The sequence below is a fragment of the Pantoea sp. ME81 genome, assembly GCF_903970985.1.
GTDB lineage: Bacteria > Pseudomonadota > Gammaproteobacteria > Enterobacterales > Enterobacteriaceae > Pantoea > Pantoea communis.
Map to the genome: position 1 here is coordinate 1 of NZ_CAJCKS010000184.1, position 9032 is coordinate 9032.

General features: G+C 51.1%; 10 protein-coding genes and 1 pseudogene. 7 read left to right on the plus strand and 4 right to left on the minus strand.

All coding sequences use genetic code 11. The features are described from left to right. From H7A81_RS22980 to H7A81_RS23000, 5 genes are all read left to right on the plus strand, one after another. Positions 1 to 1176, plus strand: a 1176-nt coding sequence (locus H7A81_RS22980) for a cytochrome c (RefSeq protein WP_182058818.1), incomplete at its 5' end; no start/stop codon positions are given. A 71-nt stretch (positions 1177 to 1247) separates the two neighbouring features. Further along, positions 1248 to 2141 carry a dihydrodipicolinate synthase family protein gene (locus H7A81_RS22985; protein WP_182058819.1) on the plus strand — a complete coding sequence of 298 codons (894 nt, stop codon included), beginning with the start codon at positions 1248 to 1250 and terminating at the stop codon, positions 2139 to 2141. Positions 2142 to 2268: 127 nt separating this feature from the next. Beyond that, a complete protein-coding gene (locus tag H7A81_RS22990; RefSeq protein WP_097119047.1) occupies positions 2269 to 2484 on the plus strand; it encodes a YdgH/BhsA/McbA-like domain containing protein in 216 nt (71 codons plus the stop codon). A gap of 92 nt (positions 2485 to 2576) precedes the next feature. After that, entirely contained in the window at positions 2577 to 2729 is a 153-nt protein-coding gene (locus tag H7A81_RS22995) for a hypothetical protein (RefSeq protein ID WP_182058820.1), read from the plus strand. A 108-nt stretch (positions 2730 to 2837) separates the two neighbouring features. Then, positions 2838 to 3053 (plus strand): YdgH/BhsA/McbA-like domain containing protein, encoded by a 216-nt coding sequence (locus H7A81_RS23000; protein ID WP_034829897.1) that lies wholly within the window; start codon positions 2838 to 2840, stop codon positions 3051 to 3053. A gap of 58 nt (positions 3054 to 3111) precedes the next feature. Here H7A81_RS23000 and idnD read toward each other — a convergent pair whose 3' ends face one another. The 4 genes from idnD to H7A81_RS23020 all read right to left on the minus strand — a co-directional run bounded on the left by idnD (position 3112) and on the right by H7A81_RS23020 (position 7663). Beyond that, complete coding sequence (gene idnD, locus H7A81_RS23005) at positions 3112 to 4152, minus strand: L-idonate 5-dehydrogenase (RefSeq protein WP_182058821.1); 1041 nt, start codon at positions 4150 to 4152, stop codon at positions 3112 to 3114. A gap of 8 nt (positions 4153 to 4160) precedes the next feature. Next, positions 4161 to 5522 (minus strand): MFS transporter, encoded by a 1362-nt coding sequence (locus H7A81_RS23010; protein ID WP_182058822.1) that lies wholly within the window; start codon positions 5520 to 5522, stop codon positions 4161 to 4163. A gap of 13 nt (positions 5523 to 5535) precedes the next feature. Next, the gene (locus H7A81_RS23015; RefSeq protein WP_160834270.1) at positions 5536 to 6825 is read right to left on the minus strand and encodes an MFS transporter; all 1290 of its coding nucleotides are present in this window, start codon (positions 6823 to 6825) and stop codon (positions 5536 to 5538) included. 70 nt (positions 6826 to 6895) lie between these two features. Beyond that, a complete protein-coding gene (locus tag H7A81_RS23020) occupies positions 6896 to 7663 on the minus strand; it encodes an SDR family oxidoreductase (RefSeq protein ID WP_160834269.1) in 768 nt (255 codons plus the stop codon). A gap of 279 nt (positions 7664 to 7942) precedes the next feature. Here H7A81_RS23020 and H7A81_RS23025 point away from each other — a divergent pair, with 279 nt between their 5' ends. After that, a complete protein-coding gene (locus tag H7A81_RS23025; protein WP_182058824.1) occupies positions 7943 to 8644 on the plus strand; it encodes a FadR/GntR family transcriptional regulator in 702 nt (233 codons plus the stop codon). 76 nt (positions 8645 to 8720) lie between these two features. Beyond that, a pseudogene (locus H7A81_RS23030) lies at positions 8721 to 9032 on the plus strand (starvation-sensing protein RspA); the annotation flags it as partial.

Consider the following 9032-nt stretch of genomic DNA (forward strand, 5'->3'; position numbering starts at 1 on the left):
CCTTTCAGTGGCGGCCACGCGATTGCCAGCCCGTTGGGCACGATCTTCAGTACCAATATCACCCCCTCTAAAACGGCGGGGATCGGCCAATACAGCGAGCAGCAGTTTGCCGATGCGTTGCGTAAAGGGGTTCGCGGTGATGGCAGTCAGCTTTATCCGGCGATGCCGTATACCGCTTACGCGAAGCTCACCGATGAGGATGTCGCTGCATTGTATGCCTACTTTATGCAGGGTGTGCAGCCGGTAGATATTCAGCCTGAGAAAACGGCATTGCCGTTCCCCTTCAATCTGCGTTTCAGCATGGCAGCCTGGAATCTGTTGTTTATGGACAGCAAGCCCTTCCAGCCGGACGAGAAGCAGTCAGAAGAATGGAATCGCGGTGCCTATTTGGTACAGGGGTTAACCCACTGCAGCACGTGCCACACACCACGTAATTTCCTGATGGCGGAACAGCAGGACAAAAACTTGCAGGGTGCGTCACTCGGTACCTGGTTTGCACCTGATATCACGGCGGCAGCCTTGCAGGGCAAACCGCATTGGACACGTGAAATGTTGGCGCAGTATCTTGCAACTGGCCACGCCAGCAACGGCGCAACGGCGGGCGGTCCGATGCTGGAAGCGATCGATAAGAGCTTCTCGCGTATGACAGCAGAAGATCGCCAGGCTATTGCGACTTATTTGTTACCACAGGATAGCGCCACTGCTGAACCTGCGCAGGCCAATCGCTGGACGCTGGTAAGAGGTGACGATACGCCGCAGGCGGTATTAAGCGAAGGCGCACAGATTTATCGCAATAACTGTGCATCCTGCCATAACCTGACAGGCGAGGGGCTGAATGGACTGCCGGCATTACAAAATCATCCGGTGTTGAATAAGCCCAATGCGGACAATGTGGCGATGGCAGTACTGCAAGGCGTTTGGCCTGAAAAAGGGCAAGGGATGATTGGCTTTGCCGGTCAACTCAACGACCACCAAATCGCTGCGCTGACTAACTATGTGATGCAAGATATCGGGCACAGCAAGGTGCAGATCAGCGAGGAGCGAGTGAAATCACTGCGTGCTGGTGGTGATGCTTCGCCGCTGATGCTGGTGTCGCACATCGGCATGGCCGCTGCCGGGTTCATCGTGGTGCTGGGGCTGTTCTGGTTAGGTTTCAGAAGAAAGAACAAACGCTAGCGGCTTTGTCCTATGACAAATGGTCAGCTGTTGTTAAGATGCGCTTTTACGTTATCTAACAGGAGCTGGCTATGTTTTCAGGTCTTAGTGCCTTTCCGCTGACCCCGGTCAATGCGACAGGCATTGATGAAAAATCCTTTCTCTCGCTTCTCGCGCGTCTAACAACGGCAAAAGTCGATTCACTGGGCGTGCTGGGTTCAACCGGTAGCTACGCCTATTTCACCCGCGAGCAGCGCAAGCGCGTGGCGACGCTGGCCGTACAGCATGCGGATGGCATTCCGGTGATGGTTAGCATTGGCGCAACAAGCACAGATGAGGTGCTGCGACTGGCGGAAGATGCGCAGCATGCAGGCGTAAGCGCTTTATTATTACCTGCTGTTTCCTACCAAAAGCTCACTGAAGAAGAAGTGTTTGGCTTCTATGCCGAGGTGGCGCGGAATGTTTCGCTGCCCATCTGCGTTTATGATAATCCCGGCACGACCCACACCGAGTTCACAAATGATCTTTACGCACGGATAGCCGCGCTTTCCAACATAGCTTCGATAAAAATCCCCGGTGTTCCTGACCAAATGTCAGCGGCTACCCAGCGGGTGAGCGCACTGCGTGCGCAACTGCCTGAACGCATTAGTATCGGCGTCAGCGGCGATGCCTCAGCGGGTAACGGTCTGATGGCAGGATGTGAGGTTTGGTATTCCGTGTGTGGTGGCTTGTTCCCCAACACGGCATTAGCGCTTACCCGAGCCGCTCAGGCAGGGGATTTCACTGCAGTCGCCCAGCAGTCCCAACGGTTAGCCCCGCTTTGGGCGCTGTTTCGTCAACATGGTGGCAGCATCCGAGTGATGGCGGCTGCGGCGACTCTCCTGGGCCTGGCGGACGAGAATAATTTGCCACGCCCACTCCGGGCATTATCCAGCGAAGATCAGTGGGAAGTGCGACAAGTGATTGAATCTTTGAATCTGTCTTAAGAGAATTAACTATTAGTGCGATCATAATGATCGCACTAATAGTTAATATGTATATAGTTTACTTGGTTATTATCACTTCCATCGAAGGCACACAGCCTTCTCATCAAACAAACCAAGGAATATGACCATGAAAACTATCAAAGCAATGTCAATCGCCGCTGTTGCCGCTCTTTCACTGATGTCTGCTGCCAGCTTTGCTCAAACAGTATCTGCCACTTCACTGACTCTGGACGGTGCGGAAGCGAAAATCGCTGCTCAGGCACATCAGCAGAACGCACAATACAAAATCATTGAAGCCAGCGACGGCAATATCGTGCACATGACCGCTGAGTTGTACAAATAATTATCGGATGGTTGCACAGGGAAGTGCCGGAGCAGGCCGCCTTACGGGGCGGCCTTTTTCGTTGAGAGGCGTAATGCAGTGGAGACCGCATCATGAAACAGAATCATGACCAGATTGATCAGCAAGCCAATGCATTTGTTGAAGCGCTGCGCACGCAGCGTCATGCACACATGCCGGTGATGCGTTTCCATCAGTGGCCGCAGTTTATCTCGACCGTGCGCACCTTGCTTGCGAACAATAATTAGCTCGATCATCATTATCGCACTAATAGTTAATATAGAAACGATAACTAAGGTTATCATTATTTCATCGAAGGCACACAGCCTTCATCAATAACCCAAAGGAATATGACCATGAAAACCATTAAAACACTGACCATCGCCGCTGCTGCCGCTCTTTCACTGATGTCTGCCGCCAGCTTTGCACAAAGCATTTCCGTAGAGTCTTCAACTCTTGACGGTGCAGAAGCAAAAGTTGCCGCAGTGGCACAAGAGCAGGGCGCACAGTATAAAATCACTGAAGCAAACACCAACAACCGTGTGCACATGACTGCAGAGCTGTACAAATAAGTTTAGTTTCCGCTTCAGCGTTAAGGCCGCCTTCGGGCGGCTTTGCTGTATCTGAAACCTAGAAAACTAACTGCATTTTTGCGGCCCTTTCTTTGTCAGCCGCCAACTCGAGTGCGGCAACCGCCTGGTCCATCGGCATTTCAGCGGACAGTAACGGCAGAGGATCAATTTTCCCCGTCTCCAGCCAACGTACGGCAGTGGAAAATTCATCGACGAACCTAAACGAGCCGCGTAATTGAACCTCTTTAACCAAGAGAGGACCGATGGGATAGGTGATTTCAGCCTGACCCATACCAAGTTGCACGATAATCCCGCCGGGTCGGGTATAGGCAACGACTGAGGCGACGGCAGCGGCAGCGCCGGAGGCCTCAAAACACACATCGAAGCGGCCACCTTGTTCACGCCATCCGGCAACGACTTCTTCATCTCGCGGGTCCCAGACCGAGGCCGCTCCCATTTTTAATGCCAACGTGCGGCAACGTTCGCTGAGATCGGTCGCCACCACTTCTGTCGCGCCTGAAGCTAAAGCCGCTGCAATCACCAGACATCCAATCGGTCCTGCGCCAGTCACCAAAACGCGTTTGCCCGTTAAATCCCCAGCCTGTTTGATGGCGTGAATACACACAGCTAGCGGTTCGGCGAAGGCAATCACCTTTGCCTCAACATTATCTTCATAAGGGATACACTGCTCTGGCGCGACCACCACATGCTGGGCGAATCCACCGTCAACATGAGGGTAAAACTGTGCGCTTCCCATGAATCGCATGGAGCGGCAGAGATTTTGTTTACCTGAGCGGCAGATATCGCACTGCTGGCAGGGTTGCGATGGGTTGATGGCCACTCGTTGCCCTGCATGCAGGCTGCTTGCCTGTGGTGCTTGCTCAACGATGCCAACAAATTCATGCCCTAACACCATCGGCGACTTCAATACCGACATACCTGCCCGACCATGCAAGAAATAATGGATATCGGAACCACAGATTCCCCCGCGCTCCACTTTCACCAGCACTTGATCGCTGTTCCAGGCAATATCTTGATTCTCACACCGTACATCATTGGCTCCCGCCACCATGACGGCTTTAACCGTTTTATGCTGCATGATTACTCCTAAGCATTTGAAGGTGTCTTATATTTCTCTTTGTCACGTGGGGCCGGTTGTTCTTCTGGAGGAACCATGACTTCGATTTTTCCCACCAGGAACAGATAGGCGAGGAAACCTGCCAGAGCGACAGCCGCGATGTACCACATCGCGTATTGAAAGTTTTGCGTGCGTTGCAAAATAATGCCGATGATGATGGGGCTGGCGATACCGGACAAGTTACCGAAGATATTGAGAAATCCACCAATGGTACCAATCAGGTGACGAGGAATCACATCACTGCATACCACCCAACCGAGATTGGAGAAAGCATTGGCGAAAAAGGCGACAGACAGGATACCAATCGCTATCACGGGTTGGTCCTGGAAGAAATTCACCAGTGCAATAGAACAGGTCAGCAACATTCCTGTCATCACAGGAAGTTTACGCGCAAAGGTACGGCTGCGGCCGCGCTTCAGCAGCAGATCACTTAATGTACCGCCGCACAACACACCAGCCATGGCCATGAGGTAAGGGAACATGGCGCCAATCCCTGCTTTGTCGATCGACAGGTGCAATCCTTTCTCCAGATAGACAATAAACCAGGTCAGGAAAAAGTAGAGCGTGGACGACGCTGCGAACTGGGCAATAAACAGCCCCCAGGTGGTGCGTTGACGCAAGATGAAGCGCACTTCAGGCCAGTTCACCCGGGTATTTGCCCCTTTTACTTCAGAACCATAGCCGCCACCCTGGCGAATAATATCCAGTTCACCTTTATTTACCTGCGTGCTGTGTTGCGGATCGCGATAGCGAATCAGCCAGTAAAAACCAAATACAATGCCGACCGCGCCAGAAATGTAAAACGACATCTCCCAGCCCCATTTACTTACGATCAGGGAAAGTAGAGGGGTAAGGAGTGCGAGCCCAATGTATTGCGCACTGGAATAGGTTGCCGTTGCGCGAGCACGCTCGTGATCAGGGAACCATGTCGCAATGATTTTGGTATTCGAAGGAAAGGAGGGGGCTTCAGCGATCCCCACCAAAGCACGGCAAGCCAGCAACATCATAAAAGAAGCAGTGGCGGTGGCGAAAAGATGGTGCGAAGCAAACCCCATTAATAAGGTGAACACGCTCCACAGCACAATCGCGCTACCATACAGCCAGCGGGATCCGATGCGATCCAGCAGATATCCCACGGGAATCTGGCTCATGGCGTAGAACCAGGTAAACATTGAAAACAGCAATCCGAGCTGAGTCGGTGAGAGCGCCAGGTCTCCCTGAATATGAGAACCCGCCACGGAGAGGTTGGCACGGTCCATATAGTTAATGGCCGTTACAACAAACAACATCGCCAGCACGGAGAAACGGGTACGGGTGGGTTTAGCTGTCATGGATTGACCTTTCTCAGTGCGCAGTGGTGGCGTGGGTTAACGTGTTCGATGCGTTACTAAACCGGGTCAGTGCGGTTAAAAGCACAGCAACCACTAGAGACGCGCCCATAAAGACATATGAAGCAGCCGGACTCCCGGTCAAACCATTTAAGTAACCCACAATCCAGGCGCCGACGAATGACCCTAATGCGCCAAAACAAACGACAAATGACATTGCACCGGCTACAACGTTGCGCGGGATCATTTCAGGTATGGCGGCGAAGAATGGACCATACGGCGTATACATTGCTCCTCCCGCAATGACCAGAAGTGACCAGGAAATCCAGAAATGAGATGCGCCGAGGGTGAAGGATGCAATAAAACAAACGGCCCCCAGCCCGAGGAAAGCCAAAACGATAGCTTTGCGCTGCTGAAATTTATCAGAGTACCAGGACGCGGTTAACATCAGTGGAACGGCCAGCAGATAGGGGGCTGCAGATAGCCAACCGGTTGCCACGATGCCTAATCCAGATGCCGTTTTGAGCATCGAGGGCAGCCACATAATGAAGCCGTACATGCCTATGTTCCAAAAGAAATGGATGAAAGCAAGGGCAAGCACTTTGGGTGAACGAAATGCTTCGCGATAGTTTTTAACGGGTTTTATGGCTTGTTGTTCTTCAGCCAGCGCATTCTCGATGGCACGTTTTTCCGTATCGCTTAACCATTTGGCGTCTTTTGGTCGATCGGCGTATATCACCCACCAGATGACCGCCCAAATGATGGCTGGCGCACCTTCGATAATGAACATCCCACGCCAACCAAAGGAATTGATTAAGTATCCTGAAAGGATCGACATCCACAAAACTGTGATGGGATTACCTAGAAACAAGAAGGTATTTGCTCTGGAACGCTCTTCCCGTGTGAACCAATGACTGAGAAATATCAGCATTGCGGGCATGACAACGCTTTCGGCGACACCCAGAAGAAAACGTACGGCCGCTAAAAGTGCAACGTTATGCACCATTCCTGTTGCAGCAGCCAGCGCCCCCCAAAGGATGAGACTCCAGAAAATCAATCGCTTGGCTGAGTGTTTCTCTGCATAGATACCGCCTGGCACTTGAAAACAGAAATAACCCAGGAAGAATAGTGCGCCCAGCAGCGACGATATTGCCGGTGTGATGTTGAGGTCTTCTGCGAGTCCAGCTGCAGCGCCGAAACCGTAGTTTGCTCGATCCAAATAAGCCAGGCTGTAGGTGATGAAGGCGATGGGAATGAGCCGCCCCCAACGTTTATTAGATAGTGTCCCTGAAATGGTCTGATTCATGTTCTGACCTCTTATCGTTTTAAGGGGAGGGTACAGTGAGTCTGGAAATGCATTTTTAAATGACGTTGGTCTAAAGCGTGGCGAGCCAACCGCCGTCGACATAAATCATTTGTCCATTGACGTAGTTAGAGGCAGAGGAGGCCAGGTACACCGCTGTGCCAATCAACTCATCAGGTTTACCCCAGCGCCCTGAGGGTGTGCTATTGCAAACCCATTGATTAAATTCCAGATTTTCTACCAGCGCACTGTTCATGTCGGTGAGGATATAGCCCGGCCCGATGCCATTCGATTGGATGTTATGGACTGCCCATTCAGCTGCCATCGATTTCGTCAGTAATTTGATACCGCCTTTTGCTGCGGTATAAGGGGCAACGGTGGCGCGAGCGGCTTCACTCGTGAGTGAGCCGATGTTGATAATTTTGCCACCGCTGTTGCGCGCCACCATACGCCGCGCTGCGGCACGAGCCACCAGGAAGGCACTGGTGAGATTCACATCTATTACACGCTGCCAGTCACTTAACGCCAGCTCCAGCATAGGTTTACGGAACTGAATGCCCGCATTATTGATGACGATATCGACGTGGATATTTTCTTCATCAAGCTGTGCGAAAACGCGCTCTATCTCATCCTCGTTTGCGACGTTAAAGAGAAAGCCCCGCGCATTAAATTCCTGGGCTTTTAACTGTGCTAACGCGTGATGCATGTGCTGTTCGCGAGTGCCGTTGAGGATGACAGAAGCGCCAGCTTGCGCTAATCCCGTGGCATAGGAAAAACCGAGCCCACGCGTTGAACCGGTAATCAAGGCCGTTTTTCCCGTTAAATCAAAAAGGGAGTGCATGATAATTCCTCATGTAACATGACTAACAAGTTGGTGTAAAAGTTGTACGTGAGGTTGTAAGTAGCAGCAATAACCTGATCAATAAATTGCAGACTGTTTCACAAAAATGGGATCAGGTAGCAGGAGCTGGAAATAGTAAATAACGCATCAACTGCATGAAATTGATGTGTTTTTATAATTCTAGTCAAAAGGGTTAAGCGTGATAAAAGAAAAAACGCCTTGTGCCAGGAGAGTGAAAAAGTTAAAAAGACCAACATGTAGGACAAGTGAGTGAGCAACGTGGCGCTGGCAAGTATTCAAAAACACAATATCGTGGACGTGATCTACGAACAGATGAAGCAGAACATTCAGGATGGCATCTGGGAGCCGGGCTGTAAGTTGCCTTCTGAAGCAGAACTCACGGCCACCTTCCAGGTTAGCCGAGTCAGCGTGCGCAGTGCTGTGCAAAAGTTACGTGATTTAGGTATCGTCATCACGCATCAGGGCAAGGGGACTTATGTTACCCGGGATGTCGCGCGCTATGGGGCCTTCAGCGACAATCAGCCGATTTTGCATCTGTCTCAGGAAGAGTTTGACGATATGCGCGTGTTTCGCCAAACCGTTGAGTTTCGTTGCATGGAGTTGGCTGTAGAGAATGCGACTGATGAAGACATTCATGCGTTAGAGAGTGCGCTCAATCGCATGCTGGTTAATCGGGATGATTACAAGAAGTATTCCCTGGCAGACTACGACTTCCATCTGGCCATCGTGAAAGCTTCGCATAACAAAATTTTTATTCATGTTATGGAGTCACTCAAAGGCATCTATGTGCATTATCTCGAAGAGTTAAACCGTGTGCTGGGCATTACGCTTGAGAGCGTTGAAGCCCACATTAAGGTATTTATGGCGCTGAAAAATCGTGATGCAGATTTGGCAACAGAGACGCTGAACAGTGCGATGACCCATAACGTGCACGCTATCGAAGATGTACGCCATAACTGAACATAGGAAAAGCCCATTGCGGCTTTTTTTATACTTCTAGCATGTAGGACATCATACAGGATTAATGAGGATTAGCATGAGCCAACTTAAGATTACCAACGTAAAAACCATTCTCACTGCACCGGGCGGTATTGACCTGGTGGTGGTCAAAATTGAAACCAGTGAACCTGGGTTATACGGTTTAGGCTGTGCGACGTTTACACAACGTATTCATGCCGTCGCCTCTGCTATCGACAACTACATGAAACCGTTCTTAATAGGTAAGGATCCCGCGCGTATTGAGGATATTTGGCAATCGGCTGCGGTGAGTGGCTATTGGCGAAATGGCCCGGTCATGAACAACGCACTGTCTGGCGTCGATATGGCCTTGTGGGATTTAAAAGGTAAA